The sequence below is a fragment of the Actinomycetota bacterium genome, from assembly GCA_028698215.1.
Lineage (GTDB): Bacteria > Actinomycetota > Humimicrobiia > Humimicrobiales > Humimicrobiaceae > Halolacustris.
The window spans coordinates 91,201-109,988 of record JAQVDY010000003.1 but is presented as its reverse complement, the minus strand read 5'-3'; the positions used below and the strand labels follow the sequence as shown (position 1 = coordinate 109,988).

Annotated in this window: 18 protein-coding genes; all 18 read right to left on the bottom strand. The window is 38.9% G+C overall.

What is annotated here, in order from left to right:
• The 18 genes from PHN32_02050 to pdxS all read right to left on the bottom strand — a co-directional run bounded on the left by PHN32_02050 (position 1) and on the right by pdxS (position 18,776).
• The gene (locus PHN32_02050) at positions 1–966 is read right to left on the bottom strand and encodes a hydroxyacid dehydrogenase (protein MDD3776378.1); all 966 of its coding nucleotides are present in this window, start codon (positions 964–966) and stop codon (positions 1–3) included.
• A gap of 1 nt (position 967) precedes the next feature.
• Positions 968–1,855: a dihydrodipicolinate synthase family protein gene (locus PHN32_02045; GenBank protein ID MDD3776377.1), complete on the bottom strand. Its 888-nt coding sequence runs from the start codon at positions 1,853–1,855 to the stop codon at positions 968–970.
• 10 nt (positions 1,856–1,865) lie between these two features.
• On the bottom strand, positions 1,866–3,677 hold the full coding sequence (gene aspS, locus PHN32_02040) for an aspartate--tRNA ligase (protein MDD3776376.1): 1,812 nt from the start codon (positions 3,675–3,677) through the stop codon (positions 1,866–1,868).
• A complete protein-coding gene (hisS, locus tag PHN32_02035) occupies positions 3,677–4,951 on the bottom strand; it encodes a histidine--tRNA ligase (protein MDD3776375.1) in 1,275 nt (424 codons plus the stop codon). Before hisS ends, aspS begins: the two co-directional genes overlap by 1 nt.
• 9 nt (positions 4,952–4,960) lie before the next feature.
• The gene (locus tag PHN32_02030) at positions 4,961–5,593 is read right to left on the bottom strand and encodes an MBL fold metallo-hydrolase (GenBank protein MDD3776374.1); all 633 of its coding nucleotides are present in this window, start codon (positions 5,591–5,593) and stop codon (positions 4,961–4,963) included.
• The gene (locus tag PHN32_02025; GenBank protein ID MDD3776373.1) at positions 5,590–7,755 is read right to left on the bottom strand and encodes a bifunctional (p)ppGpp synthetase/guanosine-3',5'-bis(diphosphate) 3'-pyrophosphohydrolase; all 2,166 of its coding nucleotides are present in this window, start codon (positions 7,753–7,755) and stop codon (positions 5,590–5,592) included. Before PHN32_02025 ends, PHN32_02030 begins: the two co-directional genes overlap by 4 nt.
• Positions 7,756–7,875: 120 nt before the next feature.
• On the bottom strand, positions 7,876–9,606 hold the full coding sequence (gene recJ / locus PHN32_02020; protein MDD3776372.1) for a single-stranded-DNA-specific exonuclease RecJ: 1,731 nt from the start codon (positions 9,604–9,606) through the stop codon (positions 7,876–7,878).
• Positions 9,607–9,608: 2 nt separating this feature from the next.
• Positions 9,609–10,493 carry a protein translocase subunit SecF gene (gene secF, locus PHN32_02015; protein MDD3776371.1) on the bottom strand — a complete coding sequence of 295 codons (885 nt, stop codon included), beginning with the start codon at positions 10,491–10,493 and terminating at the stop codon, positions 9,609–9,611.
• Entirely contained in the window at positions 10,490–11,749 is a 1,260-nt protein-coding gene (gene secD, locus PHN32_02010) for a protein translocase subunit SecD (protein ID MDD3776370.1), read from the bottom strand. Before secD ends, secF begins: the two co-directional genes overlap by 4 nt.
• Positions 11,750–11,762: 13 nt before the next feature.
• Entirely contained in the window at positions 11,763–12,176 is a 414-nt protein-coding gene (yajC, locus tag PHN32_02005) for a preprotein translocase subunit YajC (GenBank protein ID MDD3776369.1), read from the bottom strand.
• A gap of 90 nt (positions 12,177–12,266) precedes the next feature.
• Positions 12,267–13,382 (bottom strand): tRNA guanosine(34) transglycosylase Tgt, encoded by a 1,116-nt coding sequence (gene tgt, locus PHN32_02000; protein MDD3776368.1) that lies wholly within the window; start codon positions 13,380–13,382, stop codon positions 12,267–12,269.
• A 7-nt stretch (positions 13,383–13,389) separates the two neighbouring features.
• Entirely contained in the window at positions 13,390–14,403 is a 1,014-nt protein-coding gene (gene queA, locus PHN32_01995; GenBank protein ID MDD3776367.1) for a tRNA preQ1(34) S-adenosylmethionine ribosyltransferase-isomerase QueA, read from the bottom strand.
• Positions 14,404–14,405: 2 nt separating this feature from the next.
• The gene (ruvB, locus tag PHN32_01990) at positions 14,406–15,386 is read right to left on the bottom strand and encodes a Holliday junction branch migration DNA helicase RuvB (protein MDD3776366.1); all 981 of its coding nucleotides are present in this window, start codon (positions 15,384–15,386) and stop codon (positions 14,406–14,408) included.
• 48 nt (positions 15,387–15,434) lie between these two features.
• Positions 15,435–16,016: a Holliday junction branch migration protein RuvA gene (ruvA, locus tag PHN32_01985; protein ID MDD3776365.1), complete on the bottom strand. Its 582-nt coding sequence runs from the start codon at positions 16,014–16,016 to the stop codon at positions 15,435–15,437.
• A complete protein-coding gene (ruvC, locus tag PHN32_01980) occupies positions 16,016–16,534 on the bottom strand; it encodes a crossover junction endodeoxyribonuclease RuvC (GenBank protein MDD3776364.1) in 519 nt (172 codons plus the stop codon). Before ruvC ends, ruvA begins: the two co-directional genes overlap by 1 nt.
• Positions 16,534–17,292, bottom strand: a complete 759-nt coding sequence (locus PHN32_01975) for a YebC/PmpR family DNA-binding transcriptional regulator (GenBank protein ID MDD3776363.1) — start codon at positions 17,290–17,292, stop codon at positions 16,534–16,536. Before PHN32_01975 ends, ruvC begins: the two co-directional genes overlap by 1 nt.
• The gene (pdxT, locus tag PHN32_01970; protein MDD3776362.1) at positions 17,276–17,890 is read right to left on the bottom strand and encodes a pyridoxal 5'-phosphate synthase glutaminase subunit PdxT; all 615 of its coding nucleotides are present in this window, start codon (positions 17,888–17,890) and stop codon (positions 17,276–17,278) included. Before pdxT ends, PHN32_01975 begins: the two co-directional genes overlap by 17 nt.
• Position 17,891: 1 nt before the next feature.
• Positions 17,892–18,776 (bottom strand): pyridoxal 5'-phosphate synthase lyase subunit PdxS, encoded by an 885-nt coding sequence (pdxS, locus tag PHN32_01965; protein ID MDD3776361.1) that lies wholly within the window; start codon positions 18,774–18,776, stop codon positions 17,892–17,894.
• Positions 18,777–18,788: the final 12 nt, after the last annotated feature.

Here is an 18,788-nt window from a genome sequence, read left to right as displayed (position 1 = left end):
CTATAAGGTAATTTCTTTGATATTAAATACCCATTTCGGTTTTCGGTTGTGTAATACATCAATTACTCCCATGGCTGCATGTACTGCCATACGGGTAGCGCTCTCTTTGGTTAAAGCAGCAGAATGGGGGCTTAGAATTATGTTTTCACATTCAAGCAAGGGATTATCAGGCTTAGGAGGCTCGTCTTCAAAAACATCCAATGCAGCCCCTGTAATTTTATGTTCAGTTAAAGCCTTGGCTAAAGCTTTTTCATCAATTAGTCCTCCCCTGGAAGTATTAATCAGGTAAGCGCTGTTTTTCATCTTTTCCAACAACTTTTTTCCTACTATATAGTGATTTTCTTTAGTGTAGGGTATATGCAAAGATATAAAATCAGAATCCTCAAAAATTTCTTCCATATTATCCGCTAAAGTATAAGGAAAACCGGTTTTAAGATCAGCTGGCAGATAGGGGTCATAGGCCAATATTTGCATACCAAAAGACCGGTAGCACATCTGAGCAGTAGTCCTGCCGATTTTGCCAAATCCCAGCAGGCCCAATGTTTTACCCGAAATATCAACAGGAGTGTAATTAAACCTAATCTTCCAGTTACCCTCCCTTACTGCATTATCCATTGCGCTTAAATCTTTGGCTAGGGCTAACATGAAACAGACTGCATGCTCTGCTACGGCAGAAGTATTTGCTTCCGGAGTGTTACATACTGGTATATTGTGTTCTGAGGCGGCCTCAACATCAACATTGTCTACCCCAGCGCCTGTCCTGCCGATTACTTTTAAATTAGGGGCAGATTCTATTGTCTCCCTGCTTAGCTTGGTAGCTGTTCTGACAATAATAGCATCAGCATCAACGATATGTTGCCTTACCACTTCATCTTCGGGAGAAGGAGATATTACAACCTCAATATTATTTTCTTTGAGAAGCTTGACAGCTTGTTCATGAATAGACTGGCCTAATAAAACCTTCATATTAAACCAATCCTTTTTCTTTAAAAAATTGACTCATTTGCTCTTTTTGCTCAGAAGTTAAGGGTATTAGCGGTCTTCTGGGATCTCCAGCATGGTAACCACAAAGGGCGGCAGCGCTTTTAACTCCAGCTACAGCATTTGCTCCTGATACCTTTCCATTTATCTGGAATAAATCCATGTGCAGCTTGATTGCCTCTTCCATTTTTCCATCGGTATATAACTGATATAGCCGGCAGCAAACTTCAGGTATAGCATTAGCCAAGGAAATAATTCCACCTACTGCTCCGAAAATCAGGCCAGTTAAAAAGAAGTTAATGGAACCAGCAAGCACATAGAATCCCTCTAAATCCCTAGTGGCATTCAAATAACCCATCAAGCCTGCTGGTGAGCTGTCTTTCATTCCTACAATATTAGGATGCTCTGCCAGTTTCCGTACTGCTTTGGGAGAAATATTAACCCCGCCGGTAAAACCAGGAGCATTGTAGATGAGCACAGGGATATCTACATTATCGGCTATTTCAGTATAGTAGCTTACAAGGACATCATCATTAATAACTTTTTTAAAATAACTGGGGGTAAGCACGCTAACAAAATCTGCACCAATTTCCTGGCATTGCTTACTTAGCTGCACTGTTTCCCTGGTAGACTCACAACCGGTACCAGCCATAACTATTTTATCACCCTTGTTTTTTATAAAAACTTCTAATACTTTTAACTGCTCATCCCTAGTCAGGCTCTTGTATTCACCATTTGAACCTAGTGCCAGATGCCCGGTTATTGGGGTGCTGTTAATCTTTTTTAAATTCTCTTCCAACTGTCCGTATTGCACCTGATCATCCTCAAAGGGGGTTATAGTTGGTACAAATACACCGCTTAGCTTTTCTTTCATTTCTTTCTCCTTAATCACTTTTAGTTATCTCAATATGTACTTCCTGCAATTGTTTATTGGTTACCCCTGACGGAGAGTCAGTCATCATGCATACAGCAGACTGGGTTTTCGGAAAAGCAATAACATCCCTTATGCTTTCCAGTTGTCCCAAAATCATGACCAACCGATCCAGCCCCAGGGCAATACCTCCATGTGGTGGTATACCATAATCCATGGCTTTTATAAAGAAACCAAAATTTTGCTCTATCATTTCCGGGGTAAACCCTAGCAACTCAAAAATTTTCTTTTGAAGGTTTAAATCATTTATTCTTATTGAACCTCCGCCCAGTTCCTGGCCGTTTACAATTATGTCATAAGCTAATGATTTGGCCTGTAAAGGGTCATGGTCTAATAGCTTGATGCTTTCACAGTCAGGTTGAGTGAAAGGATGGTGCATTGGAGTAATAGTATTATCCCGGCTATCCTTTTCGAATAAAGGAAAATCATGCACCCACAGAAACTCATAACCCGATTTGATCAACCCTAATTTCTGGCCTATGTGTTTTCTGATAGCGCCCAGGCTATTACAGGTAACCAGAAAATTATCAGCTACCATTATCAAAAGATTGCCAGGCTCTAATTTTAGTTTTTTAACCAGGCTGCCAGTCTCGCCAGTCGATAAAAATTTTGCTATTGGTGATTTTAAGGTATTGTCCGGTTCTACCCTAGCCCAAACCAGTCCACCGGCTCCATAGTTTTTAGCCATTTCAATTAACTGGTCCAAGTCTTTTCTGGTAAAGGATTGCCCCTCTTTTATAACCAGGCTTTTAATGCAGCCTTTCTTAGATAATACCTGTTTAAATACGTTAAAGGAGGTGCCGGAAAAGATATCAGATACATCAGTCAAAGGCAAATCATACCTTAGATCAGGCTTATCGCTACCGTAGGTTTCCATGCTTTTCTGCCAGGTCATTCTCCTAAAGGGCAGTTTTAATTCAGTGTTAAGCACTTTCCTGAATACTACAGCCATCATCCCTTCAATAAGACTAATTACATCATCCTCATCAACAAAAGTCATTTCCAGATCAATCTGGGTAAATTCCGGCTGCCGGTCTGCTCTAAGATCTTCATCCCGGAAGCACTTGGCTATCTGGTAAGCCCTATCGAAACCTGAAAACATTAATATTTGTTTAAATAATTGAGGAGATTGAGGAAGCGCATAAAATTTCCCTGGATTGAGTCTTGAAGGAACCAAAAAATCCCTGGCCCCCTCTGGAGTGCTTTTAGCTAATATGGGAGTTTCTATTTCCAGAAAACCTTTTTGATTTAAATAATCCCTGGTTTGGGAAACAATGGCGTGCCTTAGCCTTAAGTTTTCCTGCATCTTGGTTGACCTTAAGTCCATATAGCGGTGCTTAAGCCTAGACATCTCATCTACTTTTTCAGTTTCTGTCAATAAAAATGGAGGGGTACTCGATTTTCCCAATACCTTTAGGTCCTCTACGGATAACTCTATTTCACCGGTAGCCAAATCTTTATTTACAGTATCCTTGCTTCTTTTCCTTATTAAACCTTCAACCCTTAATACAAACTCTGTCCTGACTTTTTTAGCCAAAGAGTAAGTCTCCGAGCTACGGGCGGGGTCAAAAACCAGCTGGATTATTCCCGAAAAATCCCTTAGGTCTATAAAGATAAGCTTACCATGGTCCCTTCTGCTGTTCACCCAGCCGCATAAACTTACTTTTTCATTTAAGTTATCCTTCCTGATTTCTCCACATAGGTGTGTCCGGTAAGAGGTCTTGAATTGTTTATAATCAATATGCTTATGGCTTTCAAAAGGCATTATTTATTTCCTCTCAATAATTCTATAATTTTTTCTTTTTCGTCTTTCCAGCTACACTCATACTGCTGGTATTTTCTTAAATCTTTTATGGTAACCTGGTTTTGCCTAAATTCCTCTTCCCCAATTATTATTACAAAATCAAAGTCATTTTTCTGGGCCCATTTTATTTCTTTACCAATATTTTTAATATTAAAATTTGTATCGCAAGTAAAATAGTTTCTTAAACAGCTTAATAGGTTAAGCACAAAAGATGAAAACTCATCACTCATGGCAGCAATATATATCTTGGGGGATTGTTTTTGCAGGACCGGTTTTATTCCCAGCTGTTTCATCAATATTATGGTCCTATCCACCCCGATGGCAAAACCAATAGCTGGAAGATTAGGCCCGCCCATCTGGCCCACCAGGTTATCGTATCTCCCTCCACCTCCTAGAGCATTCTGGGCACTATCCAACTGCCCTGAAGTTAGTTCAAATATAGTTCCGGTATAATAATCAAAGCCCCTAACCAAAGTAGGCTCAAGCTTAAAATTTATGTTCAACTGCTCCAAGTAACCGGTAACCTTCCCTAAGTGTTCCTGGCAGGATGAACATAGATTATCTGCTATCTTGGGACTGTTTTCCAACTGTTCGATACATTGGGAATTTTTGCAATCAAAAATCCTTAAAGGATTTTTTTCAAACCTTTGCTGGCAGTCTTTACAGAAATTCTTTAGCTTGGGCTTAACCGCAGCACGAAATAAATTCATGTAATCCAACCGACAGTCAAGGCATCCTATACTGTTTATTAAAAGGTTTAAATCCTTGAAACCCAACTGGCTAAACAACAAATTAGCCAACCATATTACCTCAGCGTCTATTAAAGGGTTATCGCTGCCCAAAACTTCTACTCCCAATTGATAAAACTCCCTCATTCTTCCCTTCTGGGGGCGCTCATACCTGAACATGCTTCCCTTATAAAAAACCTTAAGGGGTAAATTTTGGGCGTAAAGCTTATTTTCAATTACGGCCCTTACTACACTAGCCGTACCTTCAGGCCTAAGTGTTACTGACCTGCCTTTTTTGTCTTCAAAAGTATACATTTCTTTTTGAACTATGTCTGTCGACTGGCCAATACTTCTTTGGAAGACTTCAGAATATTCAAAAGTAGGAGTTATTAACTGTTCATAATTAAACAGTTTAAATAACTTCCTGGACTCCCCTATTATATAATTCCTATATTCCAGGTCTCTTCCAAAAACATCAGCAGTTCCCCGTGGAGAATTCAAATTCAATTTAAACCACTATCCCTTACCTAAAAAATTATCACTTAAATAATAATTGTTTTCTAATTCCATACCCAATATGGTTCTCTGGCCGTGTCCAGGATATATTACCAAATTTTTATCCATTTTCCTTATTTTTTTCAAAGAATTTTTAATCTTTTGCATATCTCCTCCGGGAAGATCAGTTCTGCCTATGGCCCCCATAAATAAAAGGTCACCGCAGAACATAAAATGATCTGCAATCATGGTTATATGTCCAGGTGTATGGCCAGGAGTATGTATTATATTTATTCCCTGTTTATAAAAAAAATCAATAGCCTCAGAATCAATTAATTTAAAATCCTCTAGCACATAAGGTTTGGAACATAGCATCAAAGATAAATTCAAGCCAGGATCCTTTAGCAATTGTTTATCTCCAGGATGAATATAAAAATCCAGGTGAAATTTTTCTGCTAATTCATTTGCAGCCCCTATATGGTCGTAATGGCCATGTGTATTAATAATAGCTACAGGATGCAATTTTTGGATAAGTATATATTTCTCAATTTTTTTAAAATCAGCACCTGGGTCTATTATTACAGCCTTTTTACCCGAGCTTAACAGGTAGCAATTTACCCCGAAGGAGCCTAAAGTAAGTTTATCTATTTTCAATTCTTCTTTCTGGGTAATATTCTAAACACATCATAGACAGAATCTATCTGTTTTAAATTGTTAATAATATCTTTTAGTATATATTTATTACTAATTTCTATTAAAAACCTAAAACGGGCATGACCTACCTTATCCACTTTCAAAGTACTGGCACTTACTATGTTTATATCATATTCGCCTATAACATTGGTGATATCCCTTAGCAGTTTGGTCCTGTCCAAAGCATCTATCTGGATTTCAGCATTAAATTTATTAGGTGCAGCTTTGTCCCATTCTACATCAATAAATCGCTGCTGGTCCACTTTGGATAAATTGGTAATATTGGTACAGTCTTTACGGTGGACAGTAACTCCTTTACCCCTGGTAATATAACCTATTAATTTATCACCAGGAACCGGGTTGCAGCATTTTGCTATAGTAACCAGCACTCCATCCATTCCTTTGACCCTGATGCCTGTTTCCGGCTTTACCTTTCTTTCTTTTTTTTCAATATCATCAGTAGTTATTTCTTTTTGCGGTTCAGCCTGATTGAGCTTTTTTATAATTTTGGTAAACACTTGATGGGGAGAAACCTTATGAGAGCCAATAGAGCTGAGCAGCTTATCTCCTTTATCAAAATTCATTTCCCGTGCTACTTCGTCTAAAGTTTCAGAAGGAATATTTTTAAAAGAAAGCTTGTTCTTTCTCAGGATTTTAGCTAGTATCTCTTTCCCTGTATTATAGGTTTCCTGTCTTTGTTCACGGTTAAACCATTGTTTTATCTTATTTCTGGCACTAGAGGTCTTTACTACGTTTAACCAGTCCCTGCTGGGCCCCTTGGAAGATTTGGATACAATTATTTCTAATATATCACCGTTTTCTAAAATAGTTTCTATAGGTACCATCTGCCCATTAATTTTAGCCCCGATACAGTTATGCCCGATATCCGTATGTATTTGATAGGCAAAATCTATAGGAGTAGAGCCTCTGGGCAAATTTATTACCTTGCCCTTGGGAGTAAACACAAAGACCTCTTCTTCAAAAAGATCAAGTTTTAAAGATTCCATATAATCCTCGGGGTCTTTTAATTCCTTTTGCCAATCCAGTATCTGCCTTATCCAGGTAATCCTTTTATCGAATTCACTTAGCTTTACATTTCCTTCCTTGTATTTGTAGTGTGCAGCTATCCCATATTCTGCTAATTTGTGCATTTCATAAGTCCTTATCTGTATTTCGATTGGCTTTCCTTTATTTCCTATAACAGTGGTATGCAGGGATTGGTACATATTAAATTTAGGATTGGCTATATAGTCCTTAAACCTTCCCGGTACCGGCTTCCATAAAGAATGAATAATTCCCAGCACTCCATAGCAGGTTTTTATATCATCCACCAAAATCCTTACAGCCATCAGGTCATATATATCATCAAATTTTCTATGCTGGTTGGTGATTTTATTATATATACTAAAGTAATTCTTGTTCCTTCCACTTATTTCTGCATTTATGCCCAGCTGGTCTAATTGCCTCCTTACTTCTTCTATGGCCTGGTCCATCAAATCTTTTCTTTGTGAGACCTTTTCCCTGGTCATATCGTATATTAGCTTATATTGCTTGGGATAAAGCCATTTAAAGCTGAGGTCTTCCAGTTCTGATTTTATTTGGAATATTCCCAGCCGGTGAGCAATGGGGGCATAGATTTCCATGGTTTCAATAGCCTTGATCTTTATTTTTTCTTTACTGAGGCTGGAAATGGTCCTCATATTATGAAGCCTGTCTGCCAGTTTAATCAAAATGATTCTGACGTCTTCAGACATAGCAATAATCATTTTCCTTAAATTCTCAACTTGTCTCTCCTCTTTGCTGTGGAAGACAATTTTGTCTAGTTTGGTCAGGCCATTAATTATGTTGGCTGTTTTTTTACCAAAATCCTTCTCTATGTTTTGTAAGCTTATGTTGGTATCTTCAACCAGGTCATGAAGCAAAGCAGCAATAATAGAAGTCTGGTCCATCTCCATATCCGCCAGTATAAAGCTTACCTCCAGGGGATGGATTATAAAAGGCTCACCTGATTTACGGAATTGATCCTGGTGGTTATCCTTGGCAATAAGATAAGCTTTTTCCAATAACTTGGCATCTACCCTGGGGTTATATTCCTGTATCCTTTTTACTAGTCGTTCAAAAATGAAATCGGTGTCTACCGTTTCTGCTTTATCCCTGCTAGCTTCTTTTTCCTTTAATTTTTTCATTTTAAAAATATGTAGCTATAAAATATACCCTATATTATAGAACATTTTGCCTATAACCTAAAATACATCAATTAACACCAACTGTATGGTGCGCCTGCCGTTCCATTCATTTAACTGCAATTGGTATAATATATCGATAACTTTTTCAGCAGAAAGGCTGTCTTTTATCCTGGAATCGGGATTAAAAAATAATGCTTCCATATTGGTTTTTCCCTGTTTTAACTTAATCTTTAAGTGCCGGCCGTCTTTTAGCTGATCTACCTTTATTACTTTACAGTTACTGCTTTTAAACACCGGCCTGGGATTTTCGCGGCCATGAGGTTCTAACCAGGATAGCTGTTGGAGCAAGTTTTCATCTATTTGGCTATAGTCTAAATCCATATCATATTTTATAGTTTTTTTAAGTTGGGAATCAGATATTGAGCTGGAAGTTAATTTTATGTAATCTTTCTTAAAAGCCTGGTATTTTTCTATTTCCATAGTTATACCGCATGCCTGCTGATGGCCGCCGAATTTTTTAAAATAATGCCTTAAGGAAGATAGGTGAAAATATAGGTCAAAATTATCCGTACTCCTGCCAGAGCCTTTAAGTATTCCGTCCTTTTCCTTAAACAGCAAAGCAGGAACATTATAGCGTTTTACTATGGAAGAAGCCACGATACCCAGCACCCCTTCATTCCAGGATGTTGATTTTTCAATTAATGTTTTCTGCGAATGTATCTTTTTTTCAATATTTTTCTGTTCTAATATCTGATTGAGAATTTCTTCCTGTACATCTTTTCTTTTTTGATTAAATTTTTCTAAATTTTTTACCTTGTTTTCAATATCGCAGCCATCACATTTTAAAATATCAACGCTATCCTGGGCTGATTTAAGCCTTCCTGCTGCGTTCAAGCGGGGTCCTATTATAAATCCCAGATCATAGGTAGTTAAGTTACTTTGCCTGCAGGAAGTTTCTTGAAGCAAAATTTGTAATCCGGGGTGTGTGGTTTTTTCCATTACTTTTAAACCTTTTTTAACTATAATCCTGTTTTCATCTATCAAAGGCATTACATCAACCACAGTGGATATTGCTACTAGATCCAAAAGATTAGTAAGGTACCGGGGATCAAAGTTTTCTTTAGGTTTATCACCTAGTTGCCTGAGTATGTTTACAATAAATTTAAAAGTAACCCCGGCCCCACTTAAATCCTTAAAAGGATAGATGCTTTCTCTTAATTTTGGATTAATTATTATATACCGGTCGGAGTAAAAATTTTCAACCTCATTTGATGGTTGATGATGATCGCAAACTATAATGTCCAGATTGCATTGATCAGAATTGACAAATTGCATGACCGGCATACTATTGGTACCGCAATCAACACAAATAATCAAACCGTATTTTTTTTGCCTATTTATTTTTTTTACAAATTCCAGGTTAATATCATAGCCGTCTTCAAAACGGCTGGGTATATGTATGTCAGGCTCAACGTCTAGTTTTTTTAAAAAATTATATAGAAGGGCTGAGCTAATGATGCCATCTGCATCGTAATCTCCAAAAATTAAGATGTTCTCTTTTTTTTGCAGGGCTTTAAACAACCTGTCTGTAGCCGCCTTTATGTTTGGCAATTTTTGGGGACTGTGGAGTTTTTTTAAAGTAGGCCTTATAAATGCTTCAATTTTATCATTACCAGTAATTCCCCTATGGGCCAATATCTCATATAGTACGGCGCTGTATTTAGATAGGTTGGGGTCAGGTTCTTTAATTGCTTTTCTTTTAACCCAAACCGGACATAAACTGTTCATGCCTATTTTTTAAATTTGGGGAACCTATTATTTAAGGTAACCAGGAATTGACTAGCCACAAAAATAGAGGAATAGGTGCCGGTAATAATACCAACGGTTAAGGCTAAGGCAAAATCTTTTAATGCCGTACTGCCGATAATCAATAAAATTATGACTGGAATCAAAGTGGTGAAAGAAGTATTAAGTGACCTGGAAAGAGTTTTATTAATAGCATTATTAACCATGGCAGCATATCCTATTTTGCTGGCTTCGCTGCTATTTTCCCTGATGCGGTCAAATACTACTATAGTATCGTTTAGGGAATAACCAATTATGGTAAGTATAGCTGCTATGGTAGAGGTATTTATTTCCCTATGCAGAATTGCATAAATCCCCAAGGTAATCAATACATCATGAAGCAATGCCAGAATAGCAGCCGCACCGAACCTGAACTCAAACCTGATCCATACATATACCAATATGCCTACTATGCTTATAGCAATGGCTATAAGGGCCATGCGGGTTATCAGCCTTCCAAATCCTGGCATTACATTTCTATCCTGCAGGGGCGGCGTTTGGATACCTATCTCTTTATCCAAGGCATCTAGAATCTGGTTTTTGATTTCAGTGTTCCTGGTAGTAGTCCTGATTATGAACTGGTCGTCTTCTGTTCTCTGTAAAATAGCGTTGCTATGACCAATTTCTTCCATAACTTCCCTGACTTGTTCTACTTCTACTTCCTGGTTAAACTTGACTTCCATCAAAGAGCCTCCCAGAAAGTCTATGCCAAGGTTGAAGCCGCCTCTGGCAATAAAGCCTATAACTCCTATGAAAATAATGGCCAATGATACAAAATACCATATCTTTCTTTTACTGACAAAATCTATATTGGTATCCCTTAAAATCAAGATTCTCTCCGTTTTCTCCAAATTCCTAAAAAGCCAGGGGAGGCTACTGATTTAAAGCCTGCCAGCATGTATAGTATGGTTCTGCTAAATACCAAGCTGGTTAGCATACTTATAACTACTCCTATGCTCAAAGTAACTGCAAATCCTCTTACCGGCCCCGTTCCAAACCTGTATAGGGCAGCAGCAGTTATAAGTGTAGTTATATTGGCATCCACAATAGTCCTTAACCCATGCCTAAATCCTTCATTTATGGCCAACCGGGATGATTTGCCCTTTACCAGTTCTTCTTTAATACGCTCGAATATAATTACATTGGCATCTACAGCCATACCTATGGTAAGTATTATTCCAGCTATTCCAGGAAGCGTTAATGCCGCTCCTATACCGGCTAGAATACCCCAGAATATAACTACGTATATGATAAGGTTTATTAATGAAATCAAGCCCAAGCCGCGATAGTAGGCAATCATAAAAATTACAATCAGTATTAAGCCAATTAAACCTGCATATAGTCCCTTGGTTAATGCATCCTGGCCCAGCGAAGGTCCCACAGTTTTATTTTCCTCTATTTCCAGATTAACCGGCAAGGCACCGGTTCTAAGCACCAGGGCTATATTATTTGCTTCTTCTAAACTGCCGATGCCCTCTATAACCGCATCACCGGTTATGGCAGTATTTATTACCGGTGACGATTTTATTTCTCCATCCAATACTATAGCCAACATCTTACCTACGTTATCAGCAGTTATTTGTGAAAATTCCTGCTGTCCCTCTGCCGTAAAACTCATGGCTACTATTATTCTTCCATTATCATCATACCCCGCCCTGGCACTAGCCAGCTTATCACCTGTCATCATTACCGGTCCCAGCTGGGCGTCCCCTGTTTCCTGGTCTAAAAATTCCACTATTCGAAATTCCAATTGGGCGGTTTTCCCTATAACCTCCAAAGCTTCATCCGGATCTCCAACACCAGGCAGCTGTACTACTATATTATTGGAATAATCACGGGTAATTAAAGGTTCAGATATGCCAAGGGCATCAATTCTGTTGCGGATAATAAACATGGCCTGATCCAAGGTTTCGTCCGTAACCTCCTGGGTGTCTTCCTGAATGGGCTTTAATATAATCTGAGTTCCACCCTTTAAATCCAGTCCCAGCTGAATAGAGGAATCAAAGGGGTAGGCATAATAGATGCTTACCCCTATAATTATAGCCAAAATTACTATAATGGTGACGTGGACCTTTTTATTGCGCATAATAAATTATAGCTTAGCTTACTTTCTTAGAAACTGCACTTTTACTGATCTTTACATCTACCCCGCTGGATAATGTAACTATAAAGCTGTCTTCCCTAACGTCTTTTACTTTCCCGTAAAATCCGCCTACGGTTAATATTTCATCTCCCCTTTTTATATTGGTTAGAAGCTCCTGAGCTTTTTTACTTCTCTGTCTTTGAGGCCTTATCAATAGAAAATAGAAAGCTACTACCAGCACTATTAACCATATCCAGGTTCCATATTGTGCTAAAAATCCAGCAGCACCTTCAGGTGGCTCTGCTTGTGCTTCTGTTTGGCCTTCCGTACCGGTGGTACCCATGGGAAAGCAACCTGTAAAGGTCAGACCCATTACTAATACCACTGCCGTTATTAAGATTAATGAAACAATTTTTCTAGAAACTTTCATATACACCCCTTAACCTTTAGTATAATTTTTTAAGTAAACATTAATATTATTAACATTTTTACTAAATTTGCAAACATATATGTGATATTTTTATGATTTTTGGTAATTATGGCTAAATTCCTGGTAGAAATTACTAAAAATACCCTCCCTTATTGCTTGCTGGGAAAGGTTGACCAGATCAAATAAAAAATAAAGATTATGTATGCTCAGCAGCATGCTGGAAAGTATCTCATTGCTTTTATATAAATGCCTGATATAAGCTCTGGAATAATTTTGACAAGTATAACAGCTGCAATGTTCATCCAAAGGCCCCATATCCAACCGGTACTGGCTTTTTTTGATATTTATTTTCCCCTGCCTGGTAAAAGCACTTCCGTTCCTGCTTATTCTGGTTGGAAGTACACAATCAAACATGTCTACCCCCAGGCTAATAGCTTCCAGCAATCCCAAGGGATCGCCAAGACCCATAAAATAGATAGGTTTATCTTTCCTGATGTAATCCACAGTATGGGATAAAATATCCATAGTAAGGCTCCTGTCTTCACCCACACTTAAGCCTCCTACAGCGATACCGTCAAAATCCATTTCTGATATTGATTCTGCGCAAAATTTACGTAAATCCTTAATAAAACCACCCTGGACAATGCCAAAAATAGCAGAGTGGCTATTAACTGACTGCCTATGTTTTAATGATTTTTCTGCCCAATCCAAGGTACGCTTGGCTGCTGCCAAAGTATTCCGGTAATCGGCAGTATGGGGAATACATTCGTCTAGCACCATCATAACATCTGAACCTAGGGCCAACTGTATCTCTATTACCTTCTCAGGAGTAAAGAAATGGAGGGAGCCGTCAATAATAGACTTAAATTCCACGCCTTCATCTTTAACTTTTCTTATGTCACCCAGGCTAAAAACCTGGAACCCGCCACTGTCGGTTAGAATATTGCCTTTCCAATTCATAAAAGAATGCAGCCCCCCCGCTTTTTTGATCAACTCCAGCCCTGGCTGTAAGTAAAGGTGATAGGTATTTCCCAAAATAAGCTTGCAGCCCATTTGGTACAATTGTTCCACGGTAACCGCCTTTACTGTAGCCTTGGTGCCCACAGGCATAAAGACAGGGGTATTTACGTCCATCTTATCTAACTTTAGCAAACCCGTCCGGGCTCTGCTGTGCTTATCCTGCGATATTGGTTTAAAAATTTTCATATAATCCTTACCTTATAAACATGCAGTCTCCAAAACTGAAAAAGCGGTAACCTTCCTGTTTAGCCTCCTGGTAAGATTGTAAGATATAGTCCCTTCCGGCAAAAGCACTTACCATTACCAATAAGCTGGACCGGGGCAAATGGAAATTGGTTATCATTGCTTCTACCATCCTGAATTTATACCCTGGATAAATATACAAAGAAGTCTTCCCTTTATCTGCTATAATTTTATTATGTTTCAGGGCAATGGTTTCCAATACCCTGACGGAGGTAGTACCCACTGCTATTAGCCTGCCTCCCCTGCTTTTGGCTTCATTAATTTTATCAGCCTGGTCTTGTTTTAAATAATAATATTCAGAATGTATCTGATGGTCCTCTATCTTGTTTTCACTTATGGGCCTAAAGGTATCAATGCCTATATCCAACCCCAAATTGGCAAAAATTATTCCTTTCTTTTTAAGGCTGGAAATTAGGTTCTGGGTAAAATGAAGGCCTGCGGTGGGAGCAGCCACCGAACCCTCAATTTTAGCATACACTGTCTGGTAATCCTTTTCCCTTATATTGCTTCCCTTTATATAGGGAGGCAGGGGTACCAGGCCATATTTTTTAAATAACAGGGATGCATCTACATCAAACTTGACCACTGCCTTGCCTGCTTCCTCTTTGGCCATAACTATAAAAAAATGATCCCCTATCCATACCTTGCCCCCAACTTTTAATCTTTTAAATGGCTTAAGGAGAACCTGGTAGGCCGTACCTTCTATTTTTTTTAATACAAAACATTCAATTTTAGCCCCAGTTTGGTCTTTTTTGCCTATCAGCCTGCATTTATTTACCTTGCTTTCATTTAGGATTAAACAATCATTAGCTTTAAGGTACTTTCCCACATTAAAAAAAAAGTCATGCATTATGTCTTTTTTATCTCTGTCTAAAAGCATTAGTTTTGCCTGGTCTCTTTTAGGTAAAGGCTCTTGGGCAATATAGTTAGAAGGCAAATGATATGAAAACTTACTTGTATCCATAACTAAAACAGGCTTGGGTTTTCATCTTTATTTATTCCAAAATGCTTATAAGCTAACCTGGTGGCTACCCTTCCCTTGGCGGTCCTTTTAATAAAACCAAGCTGTAAAAGATAAGGCTCATATACATCTTCAACAGTGTTTACTTCTTCTCCTATAGAAGCGGCAATGGTACCTACCCCTACCGGCCCTCCGCTAAATTTAAAAATAATAGTGTTTAGTATCTTTTTATCGATAATATCCAGGCCTAATTTATCTATTTCCAGTTTTACCAATGCTTTGCGGGCCAGCTCATGGTCAATATTTTCCTGGCCATAGACCAGGGCATAATCCCTTACTCTTTTAAGCAGACGGTTGGCTATCCTTGGAGTTCCCCTGCTCCGGCTGGCAATTGCCTCTGCTCCTGAATCACTGATGTTAAGGCCCAGTATTTTAGCAGAACGTTTAATAATATGCACCAGGCTTTCCTCATCATAATAATCCAGTCTCAAGTTTACCCCAAACCTATCCCTTAAAGGAGAGGCTACCAAACCAATCCTGGTGGTGGCACCTATTATGGTGAAAGGTGCAATATCAATACGTATTGACCTGGCTGAAGGCCCTTTACCAATGATTATATCCAATTTGTAGTCTTCCATAGCCGGATAAAGTATTTCTTCTACTGTTCGGTTTAACCGGTGAATTTCATCTATAAATAAAACATCAAAATTTTCAAGATTGGTCAAAATTGCAGCCAAGTCACCCGGCCTTTCTATGGCGGGTCCCGAAGTAACCCTGAAATTTACTCCTAATTCATTAGCAATTATTTCGGCCAGGCAGGTCTTACCTAATCCAGGGGGACCAGATAAAATTACATGGTCTAAGGGCCTCTTTCTTTTTTTAGCTGACCCTATAAACACCAGCAGGTTATCTACTATCTTTTTTTGGCCTATAAAATCTCCAGTATACCGGGGGCGCAGGCTCTTATCCAACTCTACATCTTCAATGCCCGGTTCTGGGTTTACATCACTTTCTTTTTTATCCTGGTTGATAGCCTAAACCTCCTTTAGTGCCAATCTTAAGATATCCTCGGTCTTTTTGCTATCAATATCTTTTATGTCAATATTCTTAATAGCCTTCTCAACTTCATGGGGGTTATAGCCCAGCGACCTTAAAGCTTGTCTTACTTCTTCCAGCCGCTGATCCCCGGCTACACGGACAGTAGCCTGGAAATCCGTTCCAAACTTTTCACTCAATTCCAATAAAATTCTTTCTGCCAATTTTTTGCCTACACCGGGTATTCTTTTTAAAAGCTCCACATTCTTGCTGCTTATGATATCCTTAAGTTCTTGGGAAGAGTAAATGGAAAAAGAGCTTAAAGCTATCTTGGTGGAGACCCCGCTTACTTCCAGTAGTTTTAAAAAAACCTGTTTCTCGTCGGCAGAATTAAATCCGACCAGATTTATGGCATCCTCCCTTACTTGGGTATAAATATCAAGCTCTATATCCTGGCCCTTATCGGGCAGTTTTTCATAGGTTTTAGCTGATATTAACACCTCAAACCCTATTCCGCCGGTCTTTACTATAATATGGGATGGATACTTTTCTATAATTTTTCCATATAATTTAGAAATCATCAGCCTTGTTTTTTAATTCTATGATTAAATTTATAGCTGTTGGCATGGCATATACAAACAGCCATGGCATCCCAGGCATCATCTTGCTTGGGAAAATAGCTTTCTGGTTTATGTAATATATTTTTTAGCATAAATTTTATTTGCTGCTTGGTAGCTCGACCATACCCTACTAAAGCCTGCTTAATCTGTAAAGGCGTATATTCAAAGATTTCCATATGGTTTATGCTGGCTGCCAAAATAGATACCCCCCTGGCCTGCCCCACCTTGATGGCCGACTTGGCATTAACGCTAAAAAAGATTTCTTCAATAGCCAGGCATTCGGGTTTATAATCCCCGATTATTTCGATTATTGACTCATAAATCTTTTTTAACCTCAATTCAATTGTTTGTGTATTGCTGGTAATGATACAGCTGCAATAAAGAGGTTCCATTTTATTGGACTGAACCTCCAAAACACTTATGCCTGTGGTCTCTAATCCAGGGTCTATGCCCAAAATTCTAAGTGCACTGATAGCCATTATTCAGATTCAATTTCATTTAAAATTTCATCTGGAATATCTAAATTAGAAGTAACATTCTGTACATCATCATGCTCGTCCAGAGTATTTACCAGTTTCAATGCTTTACCAGCTTCCTCCTTGGACAATTCTATTGTATTTTTAGGAATCATGCCTATTTCACTGGATTTAATATTAATCCCCTTATTTTCCAAATATCCCCTAACTGCCATAAACTGTTGCGGATCTACCTTTATTACCAGGGCATCATCTTCATCCTCTATGTCTTCCGCTCCCGCATCTATAGCATTCAGCATAAATTCATCTTCATCTCCTATTTCACTTTTCTCCACAATAATAAGGCCCATTCTTTCAAATTGCCAGCTCACGCTTCCACTCTCACCTAAGTTACCATTATGCTTATTGAAAATATTTCTGACATCTGCTGCGGTCCTGTTCTTATTCTCAGTCATTACTTCCACCAATACCGCTATACCGCCAGGGCCATAACCTTCATATATAACTGTTTCGTAATTTACACCTTCAATTTCACCGGTACCCCTCTTTATGGCTCTATCTATATTATCCTGGGGCATATTATATTCCTTGGCTTTAGCTAGTGCATTAGCCAGAGCTATATTGTCCTTGGGATCTCCGCTTCCGCCTTCCCTGGCTGCTACCGTAATCATCCGGCTCAGTTTGCCGAACATATTACCCCTTTTCGCGTCTTCTTTGGCTTTTTTATGCTTTATTGAATGCCATTTAGAATGACCTGACATGCTGTATCTCCCTCTTATTATTTTTAATCATATCCAAAAAATAATTATGAACCCTATTGTCTGTACCCAGCTCGGGGTGAAAAGCGCTAACTAAAACATTCTTTTCCTGGGCCATAATTACATTATTATTTATTTTAGCTAGAATTTTTACTTCTGGGCCCACCTCAATTATCCTGGGTGCCCTGATAAAAATGGCCTTAAATGGATCATGGCCCATATTATGGTCCAAATCTAGCTCAATATATTGCTCAAAACTTTCTATTTGTCTTCCATAAGCATTCCTCTGTACCGCTAAATCAATATAATTTAAGCCAAACTGCTCGTTTACCACCTGCCTGGCCAGCAATATCATCCCTGCACAAGTACCAAATATTGGTTTTCCTATCCCATAAAAGGCATCCAGGCTGGGTTTAAACTGGTAGCGGTTAAGCAGCTTGTTGATGGTAGTACTTTCACCGCCAGGTATAATAAGACCATCTGCCCTATCTAATTGTTCCGGCCATCTAAGTTCAAAAGCAATACCGCCATTAGCTTCTATGGATTTAATATGCTCCCTAAAAGCGCCCTGTAGGGCAAGCACACCAACCACAGGTTTCATCTTACCATCCTCTGATTGAAAGCATATCGTCTTTCTGGATAGAAGCAGTGGCTATACCATGCATAGCGCTGCCCAAGCCCTTGGACACCCTTGCTAAGACATCAGGATCCCTGTAATGGGTAGTGGCTTCCACTATGGCCTGGGCCATCTTCATAGGATTTTCCGATTTAAATATCCCAGAGCCTACAAATAACCCATCTGCACCCAGCTGCATAATCATAGCAGCATCTGCAGGCGTAGATATTCCCCCTGCTGAAAAATTGACTACAGGAAGTTTTCGGTTTTCATGAACATATAGTAATAAATCATAGGGGGACCCCATTTCCTTGGCCAAGGTCATAAGCTCGTCTTGGGGTAAACCGGCTACCCGGTTAATTTCCCCCAGTATTGCCCTTAAATGTTTTACCGCATGTAAAACATCCCCAGTGCCAGCTTCGCCTTTAGTTCTAATCATAGCTGCACCTTCAGCTATTCTTCTCAGAGCTTCACCTAAATTATTAGCACCACACACAAAAGGTACTTTGAAATTCCATTTATTAATATGGTTCCGGTCATCAGCAGGAGTCAGGACTTCACTTTCATCAATATAATCTATGCCGATAGACTCAAGTATCTGGGCTTCTCCGAAATGGCCAATTCTAGCTTTAGCCATAACCGGGATGGATACCGCATCCATTATTTTTAAAATTATTTCAGGATCAGTCATCCTGGCTACCCCGCCAGCAGCTCTAATATCTGCAGGAATTTTCTCCAATGCCATTACAGATACTGCACCTGCTTCTTCAGCAATTTTTGCCTGCTCAACAGTAGTAACATCCATAATGACGCCACCCTTGAGCATTTCAGCCAGGCCTGCTTTCACTTTAATAGTTCCTTTTTCCATTATTGGAAGCACCTC